The sequence below is a fragment of the Comamonas sp. MYb21 genome (assembly GCF_037479395.1).
Classification (GTDB): Bacteria; Pseudomonadota; Gammaproteobacteria; order Burkholderiales; family Burkholderiaceae_C; genus Comamonas.
The window spans coordinates 169,956-190,298 of sequence record NZ_JBBGZC010000012.1 but is presented as its reverse complement, the minus strand read 5'-3'; the positions used below and the strand labels follow the sequence as shown (position 1 = coordinate 190,298).

At 64.7% G+C, this 20,343-nt stretch carries 20 protein-coding genes and 1 pseudogene; 6 read left to right on the top strand and 15 right to left on the bottom strand.

What is annotated here, in order from left to right:
* The 3 genes and pseudogenes from WH367_RS18975 to WH367_RS18965 form a co-directional block, all read right to left on the bottom strand.
* Nucleotides 1-287, bottom strand: a pseudogene (locus WH367_RS18975) (ferritin-like domain-containing protein); the annotation flags it as partial.
* 74 nt (nucleotides 288-361) lie between these two features.
* The gene (locus WH367_RS18970) at nucleotides 362-1,228 is read right to left on the bottom strand and encodes a phosphate/phosphite/phosphonate ABC transporter substrate-binding protein (protein ID WP_339537218.1); all 867 of its coding nucleotides are present in this window, start codon (nucleotides 1,226-1,228) and stop codon (nucleotides 362-364) included.
* 37 nt (nucleotides 1,229-1,265) lie between these two features.
* Nucleotides 1,266-2,378: an acyl-CoA dehydrogenase family protein gene (locus tag WH367_RS18965; RefSeq protein WP_339537217.1), complete on the bottom strand. Its 1,113-nt coding sequence runs from the start codon at nucleotides 2,376-2,378 to the stop codon at nucleotides 1,266-1,268.
* A gap of 324 nt (nucleotides 2,379-2,702) precedes the next feature.
* On the opposite strand from WH367_RS18965, the gene trmB reads away from it, so the two are divergent.
* Both trmB and WH367_RS18955 read left to right on the top strand, forming a co-directional pair.
* Nucleotides 2,703-3,476, top strand: coding sequence for a tRNA (guanosine(46)-N7)-methyltransferase TrmB (trmB, locus tag WH367_RS18960; protein ID WP_373604901.1), 774 nt, complete (start codon nucleotides 2,703-2,705; stop codon nucleotides 3,474-3,476).
* A 322-nt stretch (nucleotides 3,477-3,798) separates the two neighbouring features.
* Nucleotides 3,799-4,773 carry a succinylglutamate desuccinylase/aspartoacylase family protein gene (locus tag WH367_RS18955; protein ID WP_339537216.1) on the top strand — a complete coding sequence of 325 codons (975 nt, stop codon included), beginning with the start codon at nucleotides 3,799-3,801 and terminating at the stop codon, nucleotides 4,771-4,773.
* Between the two features lie 71 nt (nucleotides 4,774-4,844).
* Here the strand turns inward: WH367_RS18955 and WH367_RS18950 are convergent, their stop codons facing one another.
* Both WH367_RS18950 and WH367_RS18945 read right to left on the bottom strand, forming a co-directional pair.
* The gene (locus tag WH367_RS18950) at nucleotides 4,845-5,636 is read right to left on the bottom strand and encodes an SDR family oxidoreductase (RefSeq protein WP_339537215.1); all 792 of its coding nucleotides are present in this window, start codon (nucleotides 5,634-5,636) and stop codon (nucleotides 4,845-4,847) included.
* Between the two features lie 59 nt (nucleotides 5,637-5,695).
* Nucleotides 5,696-7,336, bottom strand: a complete 1,641-nt coding sequence (locus tag WH367_RS18945) for a 3-(methylthio)propionyl-CoA ligase (protein ID WP_339537214.1) — start codon at nucleotides 7,334-7,336, stop codon at nucleotides 5,696-5,698.
* Nucleotides 7,337-7,593: 257 nt separating this feature from the next.
* Between WH367_RS18945 and WH367_RS18940 the strand changes: the two genes are divergently transcribed.
* Nucleotides 7,594-8,295: a pseudouridine synthase gene (locus WH367_RS18940; protein WP_339537213.1), complete on the top strand. Its 702-nt coding sequence runs from the start codon at nucleotides 7,594-7,596 to the stop codon at nucleotides 8,293-8,295.
* 27 nt (nucleotides 8,296-8,322) lie between these two features.
* Here WH367_RS18940 and WH367_RS18935 read toward each other — a convergent pair whose 3' ends face one another.
* Nucleotides 8,323-9,027 carry an SDR family oxidoreductase gene (locus tag WH367_RS18935; protein ID WP_339537212.1) on the bottom strand — a complete coding sequence of 235 codons (705 nt, stop codon included), beginning with the start codon at nucleotides 9,025-9,027 and terminating at the stop codon, nucleotides 8,323-8,325.
* Between the two features lie 123 nt (nucleotides 9,028-9,150).
* Here WH367_RS18935 and WH367_RS18930 point away from each other — a divergent pair, with 123 nt between their 5' ends.
* Together WH367_RS18930 and bktB are read left to right on the top strand one after the other, a co-directional pair.
* A complete protein-coding gene (locus WH367_RS18930; protein WP_339537211.1) occupies nucleotides 9,151-9,909 on the top strand; it encodes an SDR family NAD(P)-dependent oxidoreductase in 759 nt (252 codons plus the stop codon).
* A gap of 152 nt (nucleotides 9,910-10,061) precedes the next feature.
* Nucleotides 10,062-11,246, top strand: coding sequence for a beta-ketothiolase BktB (gene bktB / locus WH367_RS18925; protein ID WP_339537210.1), 1,185 nt, complete (start codon nucleotides 10,062-10,064; stop codon nucleotides 11,244-11,246).
* Between the two features lie 3 nt (nucleotides 11,247-11,249).
* Here the strand turns inward: bktB and pepE are convergent, their stop codons facing one another.
* The 4 genes from pepE to WH367_RS18905 all read right to left on the bottom strand — a co-directional run bounded on the left by pepE (nucleotide 11,250) and on the right by WH367_RS18905 (nucleotide 15,049).
* Nucleotides 11,250-11,951, bottom strand: coding sequence for a dipeptidase PepE (pepE, locus tag WH367_RS18920; RefSeq protein ID WP_339537208.1), 702 nt, complete (start codon nucleotides 11,949-11,951; stop codon nucleotides 11,250-11,252).
* A gap of 159 nt (nucleotides 11,952-12,110) precedes the next feature.
* Nucleotides 12,111-12,875, bottom strand: a complete 765-nt coding sequence (locus WH367_RS18915; RefSeq protein ID WP_312987712.1) for a M48 family metallopeptidase — start codon at nucleotides 12,873-12,875, stop codon at nucleotides 12,111-12,113.
* Between the two features lie 84 nt (nucleotides 12,876-12,959).
* Nucleotides 12,960-13,940, bottom strand: coding sequence for a CysB family HTH-type transcriptional regulator (locus WH367_RS18910; protein WP_021025080.1), 981 nt, complete (start codon nucleotides 13,938-13,940; stop codon nucleotides 12,960-12,962).
* A 62-nt stretch (nucleotides 13,941-14,002) separates the two neighbouring features.
* Nucleotides 14,003-15,049: a sulfate ABC transporter substrate-binding protein gene (locus WH367_RS18905; protein ID WP_021025081.1), complete on the bottom strand. Its 1,047-nt coding sequence runs from the start codon at nucleotides 15,047-15,049 to the stop codon at nucleotides 14,003-14,005.
* A 307-nt stretch (nucleotides 15,050-15,356) separates the two neighbouring features.
* Here WH367_RS18905 and WH367_RS18900 point away from each other — a divergent pair, with 307 nt between their 5' ends.
* Nucleotides 15,357-15,632 (top strand): oxidative damage protection protein, encoded by a 276-nt coding sequence (locus WH367_RS18900; RefSeq protein ID WP_027010457.1) that lies wholly within the window; start codon nucleotides 15,357-15,359, stop codon nucleotides 15,630-15,632.
* A gap of 368 nt (nucleotides 15,633-16,000) precedes the next feature.
* Here WH367_RS18900 and WH367_RS18895 read toward each other — a convergent pair whose 3' ends face one another.
* From WH367_RS18895 to WH367_RS18875, 5 genes are all read right to left on the bottom strand, one after another.
* Nucleotides 16,001-16,564 (bottom strand): SLOG cluster 4 domain-containing protein, encoded by a 564-nt coding sequence (locus WH367_RS18895; protein WP_339537206.1) that lies wholly within the window; start codon nucleotides 16,562-16,564, stop codon nucleotides 16,001-16,003.
* A complete protein-coding gene (locus WH367_RS18890) occupies nucleotides 16,545-17,375 on the bottom strand; it encodes an ABC transporter permease (RefSeq protein ID WP_339537205.1) in 831 nt (276 codons plus the stop codon). The genes WH367_RS18895 and WH367_RS18890 overlap by 20 nt, the downstream gene beginning before the upstream one ends.
* Nucleotides 17,372-18,454 carry an extracellular solute-binding protein gene (locus tag WH367_RS18885; RefSeq protein WP_021025085.1) on the bottom strand — a complete coding sequence of 361 codons (1,083 nt, stop codon included), beginning with the start codon at nucleotides 18,452-18,454 and terminating at the stop codon, nucleotides 17,372-17,374. The genes WH367_RS18890 and WH367_RS18885 overlap by 4 nt, the downstream gene beginning before the upstream one ends.
* A gap of 61 nt (nucleotides 18,455-18,515) precedes the next feature.
* Nucleotides 18,516-19,544, bottom strand: coding sequence for an ABC transporter ATP-binding protein (locus WH367_RS18880; protein ID WP_339537204.1), 1,029 nt, complete (start codon nucleotides 19,542-19,544; stop codon nucleotides 18,516-18,518).
* Nucleotides 19,541-20,308 (bottom strand): ABC transporter permease, encoded by a 768-nt coding sequence (locus WH367_RS18875; protein WP_339537203.1) that lies wholly within the window; start codon nucleotides 20,306-20,308, stop codon nucleotides 19,541-19,543. Before WH367_RS18875 ends, WH367_RS18880 begins: the two co-directional genes overlap by 4 nt.
* Between the last annotated feature and the right edge of the window lie 35 nt (nucleotides 20,309-20,343).

Genomic DNA, 20,343 nt, shown 5'->3' with positions numbered 1-20,343 from the left:
GCGCCGGGCTGGCTGGCATCGCTGTGGCCGGCCACGGCGGCATGGCGCCAGCGGCCGGCTTGGGCGCTGCCACGGCGCACCAGCAAGGCCGGCTGGCGCAACCAGCCCGTTGCGGTTTGCAGCGCATGGCCCTGGGCCTGGCACCAAGCAGCCAACTGCGCCTGCCAGCCCGGCGCCTGGCCGCTCACCCGGATGGACTCGCCCACGGCGACAGCGGCCAGGCCGTGCTTGACCAGCAGGTGCGCACCGGCATCAAAGCCCAGCCGGCCCAAATCAACCAGCGGCATGCTCGCGGGGTCGGTCTGGCCTGGGCTTGCAGGGCACGTACTGCTGCAGGGGGCTGGCGGTTTTTCCATGGGCCTCAGTACCGGTAGTCCGCCGCCAGGATGCGGCCCGCGTCATCATAGAAGCGCTCATCGCGCACCGCACGGGCCAAGGGCACATAGCCCGAAGCGCGGCCGGGGTGCCAGACCTTGAGGCCTTCCAACTCCAGCAAGGGGCGAATCAGCGGGTCATCCCAGGACATGGCCAGCAAAATCTCGGTAAAGCGCGCCGCATCGGCAGCGCTGATGCTCGGGCCGGCCGTCATATTGCAGTGGTCAAAAGGCTGCGAGGTGTCGAGCACGCGCGTGGCGCCTGCGGGCAGGGTCCCTTCGGCAGCAAAGGCCAGGTAGTTCTTGGCGACCATCCAGGACGCCGCAATCTCGCCCGCCACCATGGCCTTGGCCGCCAGGCGCTCGCCACCAATATGGTCGCCATGCTTGCCGCCCAGCACATCAAAGCGGCGCGCCTGAAAATCCTGGCCGGCCAGCAGGCCGTGCTGGCGCAGGTGGTCCAGCGGGATCAAGGTGGCCTGGGGCGAATCGATCGCACCAAAGCCCAGGGTCTGGCCGCGCAGGTCGGCCAGGGTCTGGGCGGGGCTGTCTGCGCGCACCACCAGCAGCGACTGCACGTCCATGTCGGTATCGCGCATCGCTATCGATCGCACCTGCTGGCCGGCGGCCCGCGCCATCAGCTCGGCGCGCACAAAGGCCAGCGGCGAGTTCCAGGCCAGCTGCACCGTGCCATCCATCAGCGCCTCGGTCAGTGACTCGTAGTTGGAATACAGCACATAGTCAAAGTACAGGCCCTGCTCGATGAAGTGGGCCTTGAAGCCCTCCCAGATGGTGATGACCTTGGGCGCATAGGCCACGGCGCCCATCTTGAGGGTGGTGTAGGAAGCGGTCATGGGTGCATGTCTCTCCGGTTGGTTGGGTCACGGGGGCTCAGGCTGCAGCGTCGCACAGCGCCTTGCCCAGCAGGTCATAGATCACATCGGTGGTGGGCGCCATCACCGAGGCTGCGCGGGCATCGCGGAACAGCCGCTCAATGCCCAGGTCCTTGCGGAAGGCCGCGCCGCCGCAGACGCGCATGGCGGTATCGCTCACCTCCAGCGCCGCCTCGGCCGCAGCGGCCTTGCATTGCAGCAGCCGGGTCTTGGCATCGGGGCGCCCGGCCAGCACCGCCTGCACCGCGTCATCGCGCAGCAGGCGGGCCTGGTCGGCCTTGAGCTGGGCCTTGGCGAGGTAAGCCCGGATGGTCGGCAGGTCGGCCAGGCCGCTGCCGTTTTCGGCAAAGCGGGTGGTGGCCACATGCTGCACAGCGCGGCGCAGCACCCCTTGCATCAGACCGACCGACGTGGTCGCGATCAAGGTGGGGAAATACGGCATCAGGTAGCGGGCCTTGACGTCCTCGCCCTGGCCATCCTCGCCCAAGCGGCAGGCCTGCGGCACAGCCACATCCTGCGCGATGATGGGAGACGAGGCATTGCCGCGCAGCCCCATGCCGTCAAAGCGCGACGGAATCTGCAGCCCGGGCAGGCGGCTGTCGACCAGCCACAGCGTATTGCCCTCGCCCGTGCTCGCCCGCGAGATCCAGACATAGGAATCGGCCTCGCCCGCCGAGGTGATCATGCTTTTGTGGGCATTGAGCAGCACCGCGCCCTGGCCCTGCGCAGCGGCGGTACCGGTGGGCGCCCAGATATGGCTGCGCGAGCCGGTCTCCGACACCGCCAAGGTGGTGATATGGCGGCCCTGGGCAATGGCGCGGCGCGTGTCTTCAGCGGCAAAAGGCTCGATCAGCGCCACGCCGCAGTAGTGCATGGTCAGCACCATGGCCGTGCAGGGGCAGTCCTGGGCAATGCGTTCCACCACTTGTACCGCATCGTGCAGGCCTGCACCCATGCCGCCCACCTCAGCGGCACTGATAAGGCCCAGCAGCCCCTGGCTGCCCAAGGCCTGCAGCGCCTGGCGCGGGTAGACCGCCTGGCTATCGGTATGCGCGGCCGCCGGCGCAATGAGGTCGCGCACGATCGGCTCCAACGACGAAAGGATGTCCATGCTGCTCCAGATGCTGGCGCAAAGGCAGGCCCATACCGGAACCCATGGGGCAGAAAGCGGCCAGGCGCATGCTGCGCTCCCGAGCCCCTACCCCGTGTTTCCTGTCGCACACAGACCTGCAATCACGACAGACGTCACATTGAAAAGGGCATTATAGGCAGCGACTTTGCAGCCAGATGGCAGCGGGCGCACACGGCGATTGCCCAGCGTTTTGCCATTGCAGACTGGAAAAATCTACAATAGCCCCTTTTTTGACGCGGCCCAGCGCCCCTTGCCGGGCAAGCGCCACCCCTGCCGCTTGTGCTGAGCGGCACCTCCATGACCATGCAATCTTCTTCGACGCCTGCTGCTGGCCCCGTGCCCGAGCCCATCATCACCAACGCACGCGATGCCAGCAGTGCGCCCGGCCATGCGCCTGCGGATGTGGCCCATCCCAAGACCATCCGCTCCTACGTGCGCCGCGCAGGCCGCACCACCACCGGACAGGCCAAGGCCTTTGAGACGCTGGGCACCCGCTATGTACTGCCCTACACCGGCGAGGCCTTCAATGCCGAGGCCGCCTTTGGCCGCCAGGCCAAGGTGATTCTGGAAATCGGCTTTGGCATGGGCGAGGCCACCGCGCACATCGCCCGCGTTCGCCCGGACGACAACTTTCTGTGCTGCGAAGTGCATGAGCCGGGCGTGGGCGCGCTGCTCAAGCGCATTGGCGAGCAGGACATCACCAATATCCGCATCTTCCAGCACGACGCCGTGGAAGTGCTGGAGAACATGCTGCAGCCGGGCTCGCTCGACGGCATCCATGTGTTCTTCCCTGATCCCTGGCACAAGAAAAAGCACAACAAGCGCCGCCTGATCCAGGCGCCGTTTGTGGCCCAGCTCGTCGCCCATTTGAAGCCCGGTGGCTATATCCACTGCGCCACCGACTGGCAGCCCTATGCCGAGCAGATGCTCGAGGTGCTCTCGGCCAACCCCGACCTGAAGAACACGGCCGACGGCTACGCGCCGCAGCCTGAGTACCGCCCGCTGACCAAGTTCGAAAACCGGGGCTTGCGTCTGGGCCATGGTGTCTGGGACCTGGTGTTCACCCGCGCCGCATAAGCGTGCTGGGCTAAATGGCCCACGCTCTCGCAAAGGCTGCCTCGGCAGCCTTTTTCGTTTTTGGCTGCCCGGCGCACCGAGCTGATTAAGTAACCGTTGCTTTGCGTATCAAAATTGATAGCAGAATCGGCCGCCTGCAGCGCACTATGCGGTAGGATGGCTGCTGGCACCCACGCGCTGGGGCCAATGGCACACGCCGCCCCCTGCCCCACGGTTGTGGGTATAAACCTTGCGCCCTGCTCTGGTGCGACAGCCCCTGGCGGGATGCAAGGCTTGTGACGCAGCGGCCCGGGCTGGCAGGCCATCACACCGGAAAACTGCAATGACCGTCTCTCGCTTCCATATCCCGCAACAGGACCACAGCCCTTCTGCCGAGCAACCGGCTGCGCTGCGCAGCTATGGCTGGGCGTCGGCCGTGCCGGGCCCCTCGCTGCTGATCTTTGGCGCCGTGCATGGCAATGAGCAAAGTGGCACGCATGCGATCCGCCGCTGGATCGAGCGCTTTGAATCCGGCCAGGTGCGCCTCAAGCGCGGGCGCCTCACCATGGTGCCCGTGGCCAACCCCAAGGCCTTTATCAAGAACGAGCGCGAAGGTGACCGCAACCTCAACCGCAACTTTGTGCCCCAGGCCAAGCCGCAGAACTTTGAAGACCATATGGTCAATGCACTGGCACCGCTGCTGGAGAGCCATGATGCGCTGCTCGATCTGCACTCCTACAGCGGCGAAGGCCGGGCCTTTGCGATGACCGGCCCGCTCAACAACACTGGCACGCTGGAGCCCTTTGCCCGCCAGCAAGAGGAAGAGGCCTTTGCCAAGGCCGTGGGCCTGCCCGTCATCGTGCAAGGCTGGCTGGAGGTGTATGAGCAAGCCGTCAAGGCCAGCGGCGGCGCGATTCGTCCCGAGCATGGCATCGGCACCAATGAGTTCATGCGCAGCCGGGGGGGCTACGCGATCACCGTGGAGTCGGGCTCACACGAAGAGCCCCAGGCCATCGAGGTGGCCGACCGCTGCATCGCTGGCGTGCTGGCCCTGCTGGAGATGGCCGATGTGACCGTCGAGCCCGTCGCCCAGTACACCACCCACCATATGCGCCAGGTGTTCATGCGCCAAAGCGCCGATGACCGCATGCAAAAGGAGTGGCAGAACTTTGATCCGTTCAGCCAGGGTGACCTGCTCGCGACCCGCGCCGATAGCAGCCAGATTCTGGCGCCCTTCGATGGCTGCGTGATCTTCCCCCAGCCCGATGCCGCAGTGAACCGCGAGTGGTTCTACCTGGCCCAGACGGACCACAGCTGATACAGGGGGCTGCCCTTTGTGGGCAGCCCATCGAAGTACCCGGCCAGCCTGACCGGTTCAGGCTGCCCGCATCAACCCGCAGTGACAATGCTGACGCCGCCATCAACGGCCAGGCATTGGCCGGTGATGTGTTTGCCCGCATCGCTGGCCAGCAGCACGGCAGCGCCCTTCAAATCATCATCCCCGCCCAGGCGCCCCAGCGGCACGCCGGCCGTCATCGCATCCTCGCCGATCTGGTCAATAAGGCCATTGGCCATCTTGGTGCGGAAAAAACCCGGCGCGATGGCATTGACGCGGATGCCGTAATGCCCCCATTCGGCAGCGAGCGCGCGGGTGAAATTGATGACCGCGCCCTTGCTGGTGTTGTAGGCGATGGTCTTCATGCCCACCGGGTTGCCGCCCAGCCCGGCAATCGATGCCAGGTTGATGATGGCGCCCTGCCGGCGCGCAATCATGCAGCGCTTGGCCAGCTGCTGCGACAGCAGAAAATAGCCACGCACATTCAGGTTCATCACCTTGTCCCAGGCGGCAGCCGGGTGGTCTTCTGCCGGCGCCCCCCAGCTGGCACCGGCGTTGTTGACCAAAATGTCCACATCGCCCACGCGCCCCAGCACCTCGATGGCCAGGCGCTCGATCTCGCTGTCGACCGCGCAGTCGGCGGCGATCCAGCGCGCATCGATGCCAGCGCCGCTCAGCTCCGCCACCGCGGCCTCCAGCTCACTGGCCTTGCGGCTGGTCACCACCACCTTGGCACCGGCCTCGCCCAGCGCATGGGCCAGCTGCAGCCCCAGGCCACGTGAGCCGCCGGTGATCAGGGCCGTCTTGCCGGTCAGATCCAATAATTGCCCAATCTTGCGCGTCATGCAAAGGCCTCCTGGTAGGGCTGAAAAAGTCGTTCAGCGAGTCATTCAAAATGCAGCCATCAGGCTGGCAGCACATAGTCCTTGAACTGCTCACGCAGCCGGGTCTTGAGCATCTTGCCAGTGGCGCCCAGCGGAATGGCCTCCACAAAGATCACGGCATCGGGGATCTGCCACTTGGCCATCTTGCCCTGGTAGAAGGCGAGCAAGTCCTGCTCGCTGACAGCGGAGCCCTTCTTGAGCGCGACAAACACCACCGGCCGCTCGTCCCACTTGGGATGGGGCATGCCCACGCAGGCAGCCATCGCGACGGCCGGGTGCGCCATCGCAATGTTCTCGATATCGATGGAGCTGATCCATTCACCGCCGGACTTGATCACATCCTTGCTGCGGTCGGTGATCTGCATAAAGCCATCGGCATCGATGGTGGCCACGTCACCAGTGGGAAACCAGTCGCGCCCCTCTGCATCAGTGACCAGCGGCGAGGCGCCCTCGCTGCGGTAGTAGTCCGCCACCACCCAGGGGCCGCGCACCAGCAGGTCGCCATAGGTCTTGCCATCCCAGGGCTGGTCCTGGCCATCGTCGCCAACGATCTTCATGTCCACGCCAAAGATGACCCGGCCCTGCTTGGCCAGCAGCTGCGCCTGGGTGTCGGCCGGCAGCTCCAGGTGCTTGTGCTTCAAGGTGCAGACGGTCCCCAGGGGGCTGAGCTCGGTCATGCCCCAGGCATGCAGCACGGTGACGCCATAGTCTTCCTGGAAGGTCTTGATCATCGCTGGCGGGCAGGCCGAGCCGCCAATGATGGTGCGCTGCAGGCTGCTAAAGCGCAGGCCCTGGCTTTGCACATGGCTCAGCAGCATCTGCCAGACGGTGGGCACGCCGGCGGCAAAGGTCACCTTCTCGGCCTCCATCAGCGCGTAGACCGAGGGGCCATCGAGCGCCGGGCCGGGAAACACCAGCTTGGCACCATTGAGCGGCCCGGAAAACGGCAGGCCCCAGGCGTTGACGTGGAACATCGGCACCACGGGCAGCACCACATCGCGCGAGGAGATATCCATCACATCGGGCAGCGAGGCGCCATAGGCATGCAAGACGGTGCTGCGGTGCGAGTACAGCACCGCCTTGGGGTTGCCCGTGGTGCCGCTGGTGTAGCACATACCGCAGGCGGTGTTTTCGTCAAACTCGGGCCACTGGTAGGCGCCGTTGGCGCCGGCAATCCAGGCTTCATAAGCGACCAGGCCCGAGATGCCGGCATCGGCAGGCAACTGGTCGGCATCGCACAGCGCCACCCATTGGCGCACCGTAGGGCAGCGCGCGTGAATGGCCTGCACAATGGGCAAAAAGCAGCTGTCAAAGCACAGAACCTCGTCTTCGGCATGGTTGACGATCCAGACCACCTGGTCCGGGTGCAGCCTGGGGTTCAAGGTATGGATGACCCGGCCCGAGCCGCCCACGCCGTAGTACAGCTCCATATGGCGGTAGCCATTCCAGGCCAGGCTCGCCACGCGCGTCCCTGCGGCCAGCCCCATGCCATCCAGGGTCTGCGCCAACTGCCGGGCGCGCTGCGCAAAATCGCCATAGGTGTAGCGGTGGATATCACCTTCCACTCGGCGCGAGACGATTTCGGTATCGCGGTGGTAACGCTCCGCAAACTCCAGCAGGTTGGAGGTCAGCAGTTGCTGCTTTTGCATCAGGCCTAGCATTGGGTCTCCTTGTGGTATGGCCAGTGGCGGCGCGCAGTCAAGACTGCACATACCATCACCGGCATGCATCTGTTTTTATAGCGCGTGCGCGCGGCAAAGGGCATCGTAGCAACCCGCACTGCCAGCGGGCTGCATGAGCAAATGCCTGCAGCTTATGACGAGGCATACAGTACAGGCAGGCGCGCGCAGTGCGCAGCGCGCGCTGTCACCTAGGCTGCAGCACTTAGAATCGGGTGCTGCGCTCTCACCCCCATCCCATGCTGATCCCCGACTACATCGACGAACACCTGCTGGTGCTGAACAAGCCATCGGGCCTGTTGTGCGTGCCCGGCCGGGGAGAAGACAAGCAGGACTGCCTGAGCGCCCGGGCCCAGCAGCAATGGCCCGATGCGCTGGTGGTGCACCGGCTGGACCAGCCCACCTCGGGCCTGGTGGTGATGGCGCGCAGCCTGGCCGTGCAGCGTGCGCTGGGCGATGCCTTTGCGGCCCGCGCCGTGCGCAAGCGCTATACCGCCGTCGTCTGCGGCAGCCCCGCTGCACAACCGCTGCCACCCAGCCATGCGCTGCATGCCGCGATGCCGCAGGATGGCCACCGCTGGAGCCTGGTCGATCTGCCACTGACCGCCGACTGGGAGCGCCGCCCTTTGCAGCGGGTGGATGGGGAGATGGGCAAGCCCAGCCAGACCTGGTGGCGGGCGATGAATGCGGAGGAAGCGGCCGCCCTGCCCGCCATCCCTGCCGGCAGCACGCGCCTGTGGCTGGAGCCGCTGACCGGCCGCACCCACCAGCTGCGCCTGCATATGCAGGCCATCGGCCATGCAATGCTGGGTGATGGCCTGTATGCCAGCGCCGCAGTGCAGGCGATGGCGCCACGCCTGCTGCTGCAGGCGCAGCAGCTGGGCTTTGAACACCCGGTGACCGGCCAGTGGCTGGACTGCCGGCTGGCGGCTGATTTCTAACGGCCGTGCTGGAACGGCCGGATCGTCTTAAACGTGGCGCATCAGGCCGCCATCCACGCGGATGTTCTGGCCGGTGATATAGGCCGCCCCCTCGGAGGCCAAAAAGGCCACGGTGGCGCCAATCTCGTCGGCCTTGCCGTAACGCTGCAGTGGCACCGCTGCCTGGCGCTCGTCCTTCTTGGGCAGGCTGTCGATCCAGCCGGGCAGCACATTGTTCATGCGGATGTTGTGCTTGCCGTATTCGTCGCAGAAGATCTTGGTGAAGGCCGCCAGCCCGGAGCGTGCCATGGCAGAGGTAGGGAACAGCGCTGCCGGCTCAAACGCCCAGGCCGACGAAATATTGATGATGGCGCCGCCGCCCTGCTTTTGCATAATGGGCGCAACCAGGCGCGTGGCGCGCACCACGTTCAGAAAGTACACCTCCAGGCCCTTGATCCAGTCCTCATCGCTGATCGACAGCAGATCGCCCTTGGGGCCGTGGCCGGCACCATTGACCAGCACATCGATGCGGCCATAGCGCGCCATCACCGCATCCACCAGCTTTTGCATGTCGGCCACATTCTGGTTGGAGCCCGTCACGCCCACTCCGCCCAGCTCCCGGGCCAGCGCCTCACCCTTGCCCGAGGACGACATAATCCCCAGCGCATACCCGGCCTGGTGCAACTGGCGTGCTGCCGCTGCGCCCATGCCGGATCCACCGGCGATCACGATGGCTACTTTGGGTTGGTTCATGCTGTGCTTCCTTTGTCTTTGTGATTCCAAAGCTGCCCATCCTAACCAAGCCGCCGCGCTTGTGCAGGCCACCGGGAAAAACGCCGTAACGCCCAGGCCCAACTGCCGTTACGATAGCCGGTTATGACCACCAAACACCTCACCATCCTCACCGGCGGCTCGCGCGGCATGGGCCTGGCCATGGGCCAGCAACTTCTGGCCAAGGGCCATACCGTGCTGAGCATTGCCCGCCGCAGCTCCAGCGCGCTGGCCGCTGCCGCTCCATCGCCGGACCAGCTCATCCAGTGGGAGCAGGACCTGGGCGATACCGATGCCGCCGCCCAGCGCCTGGGCGACTGGCTGCGCAGCCTCCAGGCCAGCGACTGGGCCAGCATCACCTTGATCAACAACGCCGGCGTGATTCCGCAGATCGCGCCGCTGTCCGACCTGGCCACACCCGACCTGCGCAATGCGCTGCGCGTGGGGCTGGAGGCGCCGATGGCGCTGACGGGGGTGTTTCTGGGTGCGACCGACAGCTGGACCGTGCCCAAGAAAGTGCTCAATGTCTCGTCCGGCCTGGGCCGCCGCCCGATGGCATCGCAGGCCGCCTACTGCACCGCCAAGGCCGGCATGGATGCCTATGCACGCTGCGTGGCGCTGGAAGAAGCCCACAAGCCCCATGGCGCCAAGATTGTCTCGCTCGCACCCGGCGTGATCGATACCGACATGCAGGTGCAGCTGCGCAATGCCGATGCGGGCGCCTTCCCCGATGTGGGCAACTTCAAGGGCCTGCATGAGGGCGGCAAACTCAGCAGCCCGGCAGAAGCCGCTGCCAAGGTACTGGGCTGGCTCGACCGCGCCGACTTTGGCCAGAACGTGATCGCCGACGTGCGCGAGCCTTGAACCACGGCGCGCACCAAAGGGTCCATGCCCGCCATGGACTGTCACCAAGGTGCGCGCTGGCCGCCTGCGGTTTGCACATGGGCCGCCTGGCTGGCAATAATGCTGCAAGGCAACATTTGCATGCCCATTCCAACCTAAACAGGAGACCTTCCATGTCCCGTGAAGTACTTGTCTGCAGCGCCGTGCGCACTGCCATCGGCACCTTTGGCGGCAGCCTCAAGGATGTTCCACCGACCGAGCTGGGTGCGCTGGTCGTCAAGGAGTCGCTGGCCCGCGCCGGCATTGAAGGCAAGGACGTGGGCCATGTGGTCTTCGGCCACGTGGTCAACACGGAACCCAAGGACATGTACCTGAGCCGCGTGGCCGCCATCCAGGGTGGCTGCCCGCAGGAGACGCCGGCGATGAATGTCAACCGCCTCTGCGGCTCGGGCCTGCAGGCGATTGTGACCGCCAGCCAGGGCATTTTGCTCGGCGACTATGACGTGGCGATTGGCGCCGGCGCCGAGAACATGAGCCGCGCGCCCTACGCCAGCACCACCAGCCGCTGGGGCGCACGCATGGGCGATTTCAAGATGATCGACATGATGACCGGCGCGCTGCACGACCCCTTCCACAACATCCACATGGGTGTAACCGCTGAAAACGTGGCCAAGGAATTTGGCATCAGCCGCGATGACCAGGACCAACTGGCCTTGAGCAGCCACCAGCGCGCCGAGCAGGCCTGGGCCGAGAACCGCTTTGCCGGCCAGATCGTGCCGGTCATCCTCAAAAGCAAGAAGGGCGATATCAGCTTTGACAAGGACGAGCACTTCCGCGCCGGCGCCAAGATCGAAGACTTCCAGAAGATGAAGCCCGTATTTATCAAGGAAGACGGCACGGTCACCGCCGCCAACGCCTCGGGCATCAACGACGCCGCAGCGGCGGTGGTGCTGATGGAAGCGGCCGCCGCCAAGGCGCGCGGCGCCAAGCCGCTGGCCCGTCTGGTGGGCTATGCCCATGCAGGGGTCGATCCCAAGATCATGGGCATTGGCCCCGTGCCCGCGTCCAAGGCCGTGCTGGCCAAGACGGGCCTCAAGCTCGACCAGATGGATGTCATCGAAGCCAATGAAGCCTTTGCCGCGCAGGCCTGCGCAGTGACCAAGGGCCTGGGCGCCGACCCGGCCAAGGTCAACCCCAATGGTTCGGGCATCTCGCTGGGCCACCCGATTGGCGCGACCGGCGCGATCATCACCGTCAAGGCCATCCATGAGCTGCACCGCACCGGCGGCCGCTATGCGCTGGTCACCATGTGCATTGGCGGCGGCCAGGGCATTGCCGCCATCTTTGAGCGCGTCTAAATCTTAAAGCGCCAGCGCAGTCCCCACGGGCAAGTCCTCCACCGGCTTGCCCGCTGCAAAGCGCTTGGCCGCAAACTGCCCTGCGACCTGGGCCTGGCCGCCCTGCACGCGCAGCCAGCTGCCTTCGGGCAGAGCCACTACCTGCTTGTCCGGGTTGGCGACCAGGAACTCCGCCAGGCGCTGGTCGCGCGTCTCTCCCTGGTGGCCGGGCGGCAGGCTGTTGTGGTAGTGCGGATTGATGCAAAACGGCACCAGGCCCAGCGCGCCAAAGCCCTGCGGGTCGACGATGGGCATGTCATTGGTGGTGTTGATCGTCAGGCCCGCCAGATTGGCCCCTGCACTCCAACCGGTATACGACATGCGGCCCGAGCGCACCGCATCACCGATGCGCACCAGCCAGCCCCGCTTGCGGCATTGGGCCAGCAGCTGGAAGGTATTGCCGCCACCGACGATGATCGCCTGGATATCCCCGGTCAAGAACTGGTCCAGGGCATTGTCCTGGTGCGCGCCCACCAGCTGCACGCCTGTATGCGCAATGGCATCCTGCACCTGCGCGGTGTAGTCATTCCAACTGAGCGTCACACCCGCAAAGGGCACAAACAGCGCCTTCTGCACGCCGTTCATCTGAAGGGCCAGCGCTTCGCGGCAAAAGGTCAGGTAGCCGCCATCGGGGGCGCGTGAGTTGCTCAACAACAGTAACTGCATAACACCTCTTTGAATGAGGCAGCCAGCATAGCAGCCCGTGCACTGCGGCGGCGTCACCCAAGCACAGAAGGTCGGCGCCGACAAAGGAGCCGAGCGCAAAAAAAAGGGACTGGCGCGGCGGCATGCACCGCACCAGTCCCCTCTTGGGCTATCGACGGCTTACTTGCCGCTGTCCAGCCGCGCCTGCATCGCCTTGGCGCGGGCGTCCGACGGTGGGTGCGAATCCATCAGCGAGTTGCCGCTGCCGCCGCTCAGCTTGGCGAGCTTCTGGAACGCGGTGACGAGGCCCTTGCGCTCCATCTTTTGCTTGGTGAGCAGGTCAAAGGAGTAGTTGTCGGCGGCAGACTCATTGGCCTGCGAGAACTGCGCATGGATAAACTTTTCACCCAGCTCGCCCGCTTGCGAGCTCGACAGCGATGCCAAGGTGGCATTGCCGCTATTGGCGGCAATCTGGCGTGCGGCCGAAGTCGCATAGGCCGTCTGCATGCGGCGCTTGCTGTGGCCCAGCGCCACGTGGCCAATTTCATGGCCGATCACGCCGCGCAGTTCGTCGTCGTTCATCAGGTCCATCAGTCCGCTGTAGACGCGGATGCAGCCATTGGCCATTGCCCAGGCGTTTACATCGCTGGTCAGGTAGACCTTGTAGTCGGCCTTCTTGCCTTCCACCTCTTGCGGCATATTGGCGACGACCTTGGCCAGACGCTGGCTGTACTTGTTGTTCGCAGGCGCGAGCTTGTTTTGCTTGTCCAGCGCGGCGCAGGACTCATTGGACAAGGCCACGACATCGCCATCGGTCAGTGTCATGGCCTTCATCGCCGTGGAGCCCGAATCCATCAGACCGCCCAGGTTGCCCGCGTCCATGGTCTTGCAACCGGCCAAGGCCATGGCTGCAACCAGACCCGTGAGCATCAAAGTTTTGCGCATTCGCTATCTCCTCATCTACACGTTAAAAACGTGCATCATAGCGTGCGCTTATCGAAGTAATAGTTTCTATACCCCGCAGATCACTCAGGCTGCTTTCTGCGCGGCGGCCTGCACAGATGCCTCATCCGGTGCGGTGGCCGACACGGCCTGCAACACCACCTCGCGCTTCAAGGTCGGCACAAAGCTTTCGATGAACTGCAGCGCATAGGCACGCAGCCACACGCCCTTGCGCAGCGCAATGCGCGTGGTGTTGACCTTGAACAAATGGCCGGCGTCTATGGCGCGCAGGTTGCGGTCGCGCTCCTCGTCAAAGGCTATCGAAGCCACAATGCCAATGCCCATGCCCAGCTCGACATAGGTCTTGATCACGTCCGCATCCATGGCGGTCAGCACCACATTGGGCGTGACCTCGGCGGCAGCAAACGACTCATCGATGTGCGAGCGGCCGGTATAGCCCTGCTCATAGGTGATGATCGGAAAGCGCACCAGCGACTGCAGGGTCAATGGCCGTCCAGCCTCTTGCTGGGCCAGCAAGGGGTGGCCCGGGGGCACGACCACCGAGTGGGTCCAGCGGTAGCCCGGCAGGGTCGCCAAGCTTGCATAACCGGTGAGTGCCTCGGTGGCCACACCGATATCGGCCGCGCCGCTCAGCAGCATCTCGGCGACCTGGCGGGGCGAGCCCTGGTGCAGGTGCAGGGCCACATCGGGAAACTGCTCGCGAAAATCACGCACCACCAGCGGCAGCGCATAGCGTGCCTGCGAGTGGGTGGCGGCAATGCTCAGCTGGCCGCTGCGGCTGGCATGAAAATCGGCACCGGCGCGGCGCAGGTTTTCGGACTCCAGCAGCAAGCGGTCCACAATCGGCAAAATGGCCTCGCCCGGTGGGGTCAGCCCGGTCAGGCGCTTGCCAGCGCGGATAAAGATGTCCACGCCCAGCTCGTCTTCCAACTCGCGGATCTGGCGGCTCACGCCTGGCTGCGAGGTGTAGAGCACATGCGCCACCTCGGTCAGGTTGTAGCCATTGCGGGCGGCTTCGCGCACGGCCCGCAGTTGCTGAAAATTCATAACATTCACCTTCTTGGACCCAACCGCAAGGGGGTACCCGGCGGCCGGTTCAGCGTCCTTGCTTATTTCTTGGTGTAGATCTGGTCAAAGCTGCCGCCATCGGCAAAGTGCGCAGCGTCGGCCTTGGTCCAGCCGCCAAAGGCCTCATCGATGGTGAAGAGCTTGAGCGTCGCAAACTGGCTGGCGTACTTGGCCTTGGCCGCTTCGGCCGTGGGGCGGTAGAAGTTGCGGCCGGCAATGTCCTGGCCCTCGTCCGAGTACAGGTACTGCAGGTAGGCATCGGCAATCTTGCGCGTGCCGCGCTTGTCGACCACCTTGTCGACGACAGTCACGGTTGGCTCGGCCAGGATCGACAGCGAAGGCGTGACGATCTCGAACTTCTCGGGGCCAAATTCCTTCAATGCCAGGTAGGCCTCGTTTTCCCAGGCCAGCAGCACATCGCCCTGGCCGCGCTGCACAAAGGTCACGGTCGAGCCGCGCGCGCCGGTATCGAGAATCGGCACGTTCTTGAACAGCTTGCTGATGTAGTCCTTGGCACCAGCCTCACCGCCATAGTTGCGTTTGCCAAACTCCCAGGCGGCCAGGTAGTTCCAGCGCGCGCCGCCGCTGGTCTTGGGGTTGGGGGTGATTACCTTCACATCGGGCTTGATCAGATCGCCCCAGTCCTTGATGCCCTTGGGATTGCCCTTTTTGACCAGGAACACAATGGTCGAGGTGTAAGGCGCGCTGTTGAGCGGCAGGCGCTTTTGCCAATCGGCCGGCACCAGCTGGCCGTGCTTGTTCAGCGCATCAATGTCACCGGCCAGCGCCAAGGTGGCCACATCGGCTTCGATGCCATCGATGATGGCGCGCGCCTGCTTGCCCGAGCCGCCATGCGACTGTTTGATGGTCACGGTCTGGCCGGTCGTGTCCTTCCAGTGCTTGGCAAAGGCCTGGTTGAACTGGTTGTACAGCTCACGGGTCGGGTCGTAGGACACGTTGAGCAAGGTCACCGGTGCTGGTGCCTGGGCATGGGCTGCGCCGCTAAAAACTGCGGGCGCCAGCGCCATCAGAGACGCGACTGCGGCTGCGGCTATCGGAAACTTGATAAAGTGGCGGCGTTGTTGCATGGAACACTTTCAGAATGGCAAAAGTCGTAGGGCTTGTTAGGCTTGAACACATTCTGAAACGCGGCCATAAAAACTCAAACTACTATTAATTCAGTTTTTTATGACTGAAACTTATTAACAAGACGCGAAAACGCATCTGCCAGGCCCGGTTTCGGGCTGGCAAGGCAGGAAGCTCGCCAACGCCCCAACCCTGGTTGGCGGTGTGGGCAAAGCAGGCCATGCTGGGCAACCGCCCGCAGACTGCGGCAGCATCGGGCAAGCACCCTGCCAGTGCAACAGCGTCAACCCAACGAAGGAAGCATCTCCCATGGCACGTATGGTCAACTGCGTCAAACTGCACAAAGAAGCCGAGGGCCTCGACTTTCCCCCCTACCCTGGCGAGCTGGGCAAGCGCCTGTGGGAAAACGTGAGCAAGGAAGCCTGGGCTGGCTGGCTCAAGCACCAGACCATGCTGGTCAATGAAAACCGCCTGAACCTGGCCGACCAGCGCGCCCGCCAGTACCTGGCCCGCCAGATGGAAAACCATTTCTTTGGCGAAGGCGCCGACGCGGCCGTCGGCTATGTGCCGCCTACTGCAGACTGATACGGCAGTCGCAAAAGTGCAAGCCTGGGACAGGTCCCAGGCACAAAAAGTGGCAGCCGAGGCTGCCATTTTTTATGTCCCTGCGCGATGTGCTCGCCGCGCAGTCCGTAAACATCCCTCGGTAGAAATATAGGGTTCAGAGGGCTGTCGCCCAACGCCTGCTGAAATGCGGCCATGGCTACTGGACGACATGCAGAGCCAATTCCCCAATTTCGCGGCAAAGGTGGAGTACGCCTAGGTCCTACAAGCTACACGCCAAGCCTTGTGTTTACTGCAGCTTCGGCCTCTTCCCTGCAAGGCGTGCTTAGGCCTTAGGAACCAGGCCAACATGCGGGCGCTATCGCCCGCACCGCCAGCACCGCCGGCGTTCAGGCAGACGCAGCATCACCCAACAGGCAGTCCACGACGCAGCCCAGCATCTGCTGCACATCCGCCACCTCCACCGCGCCGGGCAAGGACAGCTCACCGTGCAGCACGAACACCGGGCGCCCCCACTTCAGCCCCAGGGCCATCTCGGAGAGCGTTCCCATGTTGTAGCCCACGGCGACCAGGCACAGGGCGCTGCGCGCAATCAAGGCGTTGCGCATTTCACCGATCCCGGTGGGCAAGGCCACGCTGAGATAGGGATTCGCATGGCGCTCGTCTTCTTCGGGCAGGATGCCGATGGCGACCCCGCCCACTTCAGTGGCGCCTTGCGAGGCCGCAGCCATCACACCGCCGCGCCCACCGCACACGATAGCCATGCCGGCAGCGGCCAGCGCGCGGGCAATCAGGCGCGCATCGGCGTAGACCTGGCCATCGGCATCACCCGGCCCAATGACCCCAACCGGCCGGCGGTGGCGCGCCGGGCCGGCTTGGTGCTGGGCCAGCCGCCGCAGCGCCTCGGTCAGCCCGGGCGGCAAGCCCAGCGCATCAATGTGATCCTGCGGCATGTTGTTCACGTTGGCGTGCAATCGCGTCTCCCAATCCCATGACGATGACGCACAGCGCCATCAAAAGCAATGACAAGGCGGATGCGACGCTCAGGTCCGATCCGCCATCGCTGACCTGTGCAAACAGCATCAGCGGAAGAATGTTCAGCTGCGTCCCCACCAACGCCAGCGCCGTGCCGTAGGTGCCCATCGCAATGGCAGCCACCAGGCAGGCGTTGGACGCCACCGATGGCGCCACCTCGGCCACCACCGTGTCGCGGAAGGCGCGCCATCGCGTGGCGCCCAAGGTGCGCGCCGCCAGCATGGGCCGCAGATCGAGGTTGGCAAACACCGGGTAGAGCGACAGCGCCACGCGGGGCACCAGGTAGTAGGCATAGGCGCAGCCCAGGCCGACCGTGCCATAGATCCAGCTGCCCACAGCGGCGCCGTCAAAGCCCAGCGCCACCAGCAGCTGTGTGACAAAGCCCGAGCGCCCAAAGGCCAGGATGAAGCCATAGGCGATCACCAGGCCCGAGAAGGCCAGCGGCAGCCCCAGCAAGGTCATCATCCAGCGCCGGCGCTGCAGCGGCTGGCGCCCCAGCTCAATGGCGATCACCGTGCCCACCAAGCCAGAGACTGCACCAGCGGTCAGGCCCAGCACCAAGGTGTTCAGCACGGCCCGGCCCAGCAGCGGGTTGCTCCACAAGCGGGCAAAGGCGCTGCCGCCGTCCGCCATGGCCTCGGGCACCAACGATGCCAGGGGCAACACAAAGAACAGCGCCATAAAGCACCAGGCAGGCCAGGCGCCAAAACGGCGGATCCAACCGCTCATGAGCGACCCAGCGTGGCCTGCGCCCAGAGCTGGTCGATCTCGGCCTTCTTGGCCGAGGCCTTGATGACATCGAGCGGACGGATCTGCGCTGCCGCCGGCAGCTTGCTGGCCACATCGTCGGGCAGCTTGACGCCTGGAACGGCAGGCCGCACAAAGCCCTTGGCAAACAGCTGCTGGCCGGCCTCGCTCATGATGAAGTTCAGCCACAGCTTGCCGGCGTTCGGGTTGGGGCCACCCTTGACAAGGCTGATGGCGTACGGCGCTGCCACGCTGGCTTCCTTGGGGATGACGACCTCGCAGGCCTCGCCCATGCCATCGCTATGCTTGGCCTTGAGGCCGTCATTCTCGTAGCCGATCCAGATCGGGATCTCACCCTTGATGAACTTGGCATACGGGGTCGTGCCCTCGACGCGCTGCACGTTGCCTGCGGCATGCAGCTTGCCCAGGTAGTCCGTGCCGGGCTTGACGTTGTCCACGCTGCCGCCGTTACCGTAGGCTGCGGCCAAGGTCAGCACCTGGCCCACACCGGCACTGCGGGGGTCCAGGTAGGTCACGCTGTTCTTGTACTCGGGCTTGAGCAGGTCGGCCCAGCCGGTGGGCACATTCTTGACCAGCTTCTTGTTCACCAGGAAAGCGATGTTCAAGGTGTGGATGGTGAACCAGCGCCCTTCTGCCTCACGGAACACCTCGGGCAACTTGTCGAAGTGGATGGGCTTGAATGGCGCGACCACATCCTTCTTCGCGGCATCGACGGCCGAGGCCGCAAAGTAGTACGCGGTGTCTGCCTGGGGGCGGCGGCGCATCTTCTCCAGCGCGACCACAGTAGCTGCCGATCCCAGGTCGTTGTAGCTCAGCTCGACATCGGGGTAGCGCTTCTTGAACTCGGCAAACAAGGCCTTCCAGTTGGCCCATTCCGGCCCGGTGTCGAAGGAGACGCAAAAACCTTCTTTTTTGGCCAGCTCGTAGAGCTCTTTTTCTCCGGCATAGAGCTCCGCGCCCTCTTGCGCCCAGGATGTGCGCTGGACCAGGGCTGCCAAAGGCAAGGCAGCAGCGGCTTGGATGAGATGTCGGCGTTGCATAGCGGTTTTCCTTCGTTGAAAAAGTACGGTGTCGGTGGGGTGTTGAACGGATGTGAGGTGCTCAGGCATCCAGCAAGCGGATGTGCTCGGGCGCGATGGCAATGGCCTGGCCTGCCGGCTGCCGGCCTTCGGCCAGGAAGGCGCGCGGCGCACCTGCCACCGCAAAGTCATAGCGCGTAAGCGATCCCAGATAACGGCAGGCGCCTGGACGCCCCTGCAAGGTATTGGTCTGCCCAGGCTGCGGGTCTGGCTCAATATGCTCGGGGCGGATCAGCGCCTGCACCTTCTGCCCGGGGCGATGGCTGCCGGTGGGCACGGACAGCTCGGCAAAACCAAAGTCCACGCGGCCGCTGGCGGCCACCTGCCCCTCCAATATGGTGGAGAGCCCCACGAACTCCGCCACGGCGCGGCAGTTCGGCATGTCGTAGATTTCCTTGGGCGTGGCGATCTGCAGCAGCCGCCCTTCCTTGAGCACCGCCACCCGGTCGGCCATGGCCAGCGCCTCTTCCTGGTCGTGGGTGACCAGCAAGGTGGTGGCACCAAACTGCTGCTGCAGTGCACGGATCTGGTCGCGCAGATGGCCCCGCACGCTGGCATCCAGCGCGGACAGCGGCTCGTCCAGCAGCAGCGCACGCGGGTCGATGGCCAGCGCGCGCGCCAGCGCCACCCGCTGCTGCTGCCCGCCGGAGAGCTGCTGCACACCGCGCTGCGCAAAATCCGACAGTCCCACCACCTCCAAGAGCTCTGCCGCCCGGGCATGGCGCTGTGCGGCTAGCATCTTGCGCAGCGCCAGCCCGTAGGCCACGTTGTCCCGCACCGACAGGTGCGGAAACAGCGCATAGCTCTGGAACACCATGCCAATGCCGCGCTGGTGCACCGGCGTGCCCGCCATGTCCTGGCCCGCCAGTGCGATGCGGCCCTGGTAGCCGGTCTCCAGCCCAGCAACCAGCTTGAGCAAGGTGGACTTGCCCGAGCCGCTGGGGCCGATCACCGCCACCAGCTCGCCCTGGCCAATATCAAAGGACACCTCATGCAGCCCTTGCTGGCTGCCGGGGTAGCGGTAACTGACGTTCTGGAAAGTCAGGCTCATGGGGATTTACGCAAAAGAGAAGAAGACAGAAGCGCTGCCAGGCTGGCCAGCAGCAGCAGGATCACCGTGGCGGCGCAAGCAAAGCCGGTTGCGCCATAGAAGGCCTGCAGCAGCACCACCGGATAGGTGCGGTTCTGGAAACCGACCAGCAGGTTGGAGAGGTTGAACTCCCCGATCGACAGCGCCGCCACCATCACCAGCCCCGAGAGCATGCTCTGGCGCAGGCTGGGCAGCACGATGCCGCTGAAGCGCTGCCATTCGCCCGCGCCCAAGGTGGCGGCCGCCTGCTCCAGCCGCTCGATGCCAAGGTGGCGCAGGTCGGTCAGCAAGGTGTTGGTGAGATAAGGCAGGGTTGCGATCACATGCGCGGCAATCAGCAGCGGTGTGCTGCCCAGCCAGGGCAAGGTGTCGGTGTTGAAGACAATCATGTAGCCGAAGCCCAGCGTGATGGCGGGCACGGCAACGGGCATGGCGCTCACGATGCGGGCTGCGAAAGCGCGGCCACGCGTTGCGCCCTGGTGCAGGGAATAGGCCAGCGGCAGCGCCAGCACCGCGTTGATCGCGCAGGTGGACAACGCCACCACCAGGCTGGAGATGAAGCCCTTGCGGAACGACGGGTCGCTCCACAGCTGCATGTACCACTGGCCGGTAAATCCGGAGGGCAGCAGTGAGTTGGTCCAGTTCTGCCCAAAGCTGCCCACGGCCAATAATGCCATCGGCAGCAGCAGATAAAGGCCATAGACGATGGCAATGCCACGAACCATCTTGTCTCCCAGTAAAAAACGGATACTTTCCTTTT

Excerpts from the sequence above, each read along its gene's own strand:
- trmB (WP_373604901.1), top strand. The coding sequence starts at position 2,703 with ATGCAATCTTCTTCGACGCCTGCTGCTGGCCCCGTGCCCGAGCCCATC.
- WH367_RS18885 (WP_021025085.1), bottom strand. The coding sequence starts at position 18,454 with ATGCAACGCCGACATCTCATCCAAGCCGCTGCTGCCTTGCCTTTGGCA.
- WH367_RS18915 (WP_312987712.1), bottom strand. The coding sequence starts at position 12,875 with ATGCGCAAAACTTTGATGCTCACGGGTCTGGTTGCAGCCATGGCCTTG.
- WH367_RS18970 (WP_339537218.1), bottom strand. The coding sequence starts at position 1,228 with ATGACCGCTTCCTACACCACCCTCAAGATGGGCGCCGTGGCCTATGCG.
- WH367_RS18935 (WP_339537212.1), bottom strand. The coding sequence starts at position 9,027 with ATGAACCAACCCAAAGTAGCCATCGTGATCGCCGGTGGATCCGGCATG.
- WH367_RS18965 (WP_339537217.1), bottom strand. The coding sequence starts at position 2,378 with ATGGACATCCTTTCGTCGTTGGAGCCGATCGTGCGCGACCTCATTGCG.
- WH367_RS18900 (WP_027010457.1), top strand. The coding sequence starts at position 15,357 with ATGGCACGTATGGTCAACTGCGTCAAACTGCACAAAGAAGCCGAGGGC.
- WH367_RS18940 (WP_339537213.1), top strand. The coding sequence starts at position 7,594 with ATGCTGATCCCCGACTACATCGACGAACACCTGCTGGTGCTGAACAAG.
- WH367_RS18880 (WP_339537204.1), bottom strand. The coding sequence starts at position 19,544 with ATGAGCCTGACTTTCCAGAACGTCAGTTACCGCTACCCCGGCAGCCAG.
- WH367_RS18875 (WP_339537203.1), bottom strand. The coding sequence starts at position 20,308 with ATGGTTCGTGGCATTGCCATCGTCTATGGCCTTTATCTGCTGCTGCCG.
- WH367_RS18895 (WP_339537206.1), bottom strand. The coding sequence starts at position 16,564 with ATGCCGCAGGATCACATTGATGCGCTGGGCTTGCCGCCCGGGCTGACC.
- WH367_RS18945 (WP_339537214.1), bottom strand. The coding sequence starts at position 7,336 with ATGCTAGGCCTGATGCAAAAGCAGCAACTGCTGACCTCCAACCTGCTG.
- WH367_RS18950 (WP_339537215.1), bottom strand. The coding sequence starts at position 5,636 with ATGACGCGCAAGATTGGGCAATTATTGGATCTGACCGGCAAGACGGCC.
- pepE (WP_339537208.1), bottom strand. The coding sequence starts at position 11,951 with ATGCAGTTACTGTTGTTGAGCAACTCACGCGCCCCCGATGGCGGCTAC.
- WH367_RS18890 (WP_339537205.1), bottom strand. The coding sequence starts at position 17,375 with ATGAGCGGTTGGATCCGCCGTTTTGGCGCCTGGCCTGCCTGGTGCTTT.
- bktB (WP_339537210.1), top strand. The coding sequence starts at position 10,062 with ATGTCCCGTGAAGTACTTGTCTGCAGCGCCGTGCGCACTGCCATCGGC.
- WH367_RS18910 (WP_021025080.1), bottom strand. The coding sequence starts at position 13,940 with ATGAATTTTCAGCAACTGCGGGCCGTGCGCGAAGCCGCCCGCAATGGC.
- WH367_RS18955 (WP_339537216.1), top strand. The coding sequence starts at position 3,799 with ATGACCGTCTCTCGCTTCCATATCCCGCAACAGGACCACAGCCCTTCT.
- WH367_RS18905 (WP_021025081.1), bottom strand. The coding sequence starts at position 15,049 with ATGCAACAACGCCGCCACTTTATCAAGTTTCCGATAGCCGCAGCCGCA.
- WH367_RS18930 (WP_339537211.1), top strand. The coding sequence starts at position 9,151 with ATGACCACCAAACACCTCACCATCCTCACCGGCGGCTCGCGCGGCATG.